Raw genomic sequence first — 1,531 nt, 5'->3', positions numbered from 1 at the left:
TAAGGAAAAGAAGGTTGTGTGGGGAGGGTCACCTCCGGGCCGTGAGTTCGTGATGAGCCCGCGGGCCGCGGTTGCGAATAGCGCCGCGATACGCGGTACGGAACCGGCGGTGGCCCCTCGCGCAGCACCGGAGCGGGAACGCGAAGGAGCCTCCCGCGTGAAGAGATTGAGGGGCGGGAATGTCTACATACACCACAGGTAGCCTTGTCCCCATTCGGGGATGGCAACGCACCTATTCCGGGAAGGTGCACGATTTGTACCGGCCCGTGCCCGGGGGCGCGATGGCCGGGATGGATACCTATCTTATTGTGGCCTCGGACCGCATCGCGGCATTCGACCACGTTGTTCCCACATTCATTCCGGACAAAGGTGAAATCCTCACCCGGATCGCCCGCTGGTGGTTCGACCGCACCGGGGACATTGCGGAAAGCCACTACCTACCGGGCGGCGTGCCGCGGGATATCGCCGCGCGTGGCATCCTGGTACGGGCCCTGCGCATGCTCCCCTACGAAGTGCTGGTGCGCGGTTATCTAACCGCCGGCGCGGTACGCTCACTCGAAACCCTCGGCACCCTCGATGCCATGCCGTACGACGGCGCCATTGAGCTCGGCGCCAAGCTGGAACTACCGTGGGTCGGAATAGCGGAAAAGCGCCGGCCCGGCTGCCCGGATATCCCCATCCCGTGGGATGAATTCATGCGGCGGGTGGGGGAGAGCACCGCGGAACGGGTGCGCGTGCTGGCCCTCAACCTCTACCGGCACGCTCACGCCATCGCGCTGGCCCGCGGGCTGGTGCTCGCGGATGCCAAACTGGAATTCGGCACGGATATGGACGCCGGCTCCAGCCGCCTCATCCTGGCCGACGAAGCCTTCACCCCGGATACCGCCCACTACTGGCTTTCCACCGACTACCGCGCGGTGAAATCCGGGGAGGCGCTGCCCACCCCGGAAGCGCTGCGCCCCTTCGATAAGGACGCCGCGCAGGTGTGGCTCATGTCCGCGCAATCCGGGTGGAATGCGGAGCAAGGGACCCAGCCGCCGGCCCTCCCCGCTGCCGTGGTGGCCGATATTCGCGAGCGCTACCTGCGCGTATGCGAAATGCTCACCGGGGAGCGCTGGCCCGGGCACTAAGCGCGGCGGCGCAGTGGCGGGCGCGCGCCGTGCCGGCTTCGCGTGCCGCACTCACTTTACGCGCCTGGGTGGCGGCTGCCCGGTGGCGCCGTCGTCGTTCTGCACGAACCCCGCGCGCACCGCACCTCAATGTGACGTGCACCGCGGAGTGGTGTTCGAGCTTCGAAATCATACCGCGAAAGCACCCGGACGTTTTACCATTTTGATATGCATTACGCGAATAAAGTTTACGATCAGGTCGTCGCCGCCAATCCGGGCGAACCCGAATTCCATCAGGCCGTGCGCGAAGTTTTCGATTCCATCGCCCCGGTCCTCGCGGCTCACCCCGAGTACGCCGACCACGCCATCCTGGAACGGCTGGTTGAACCCGAACGCATCATCGCCTTCCGCGTGCCGTGGGT

The 1,531-nt window shown here is 65.9% G+C and carries 1 protein-coding gene and 1 pseudogene; both read left to right on the top strand.

Annotated elements, in window-relative coordinates; translation table 11 throughout:
- Positions 1–179: 179 nt before the first annotated feature.
- Positions 180–1,130, top strand: coding sequence for a phosphoribosylaminoimidazolesuccinocarboxamide synthase (locus AC5RK6_RS00770; protein WP_087071236.1), 951 nt, complete (start codon positions 180–182; stop codon positions 1,128–1,130).
- 207 nt (positions 1,131–1,337) lie between these two features.
- Positions 1,338–1,531 (top strand): annotated as a pseudogene (locus AC5RK6_RS00765) (NADP-specific glutamate dehydrogenase); the annotation flags it as partial.

The organism is Actinotignum sp. usb-actsch-213 (genome assembly GCF_059085665.1).
This window is presented reverse-complemented; position numbering and strand designations above follow the sequence as displayed.

Excerpts from the sequence above, each read along its gene's own strand:
- AC5RK6_RS00770 (WP_087071236.1), top strand. The coding sequence starts at position 180 with ATGTCTACATACACCACAGGTAGCCTTGTCCCCATTCGGGGATGGCAA.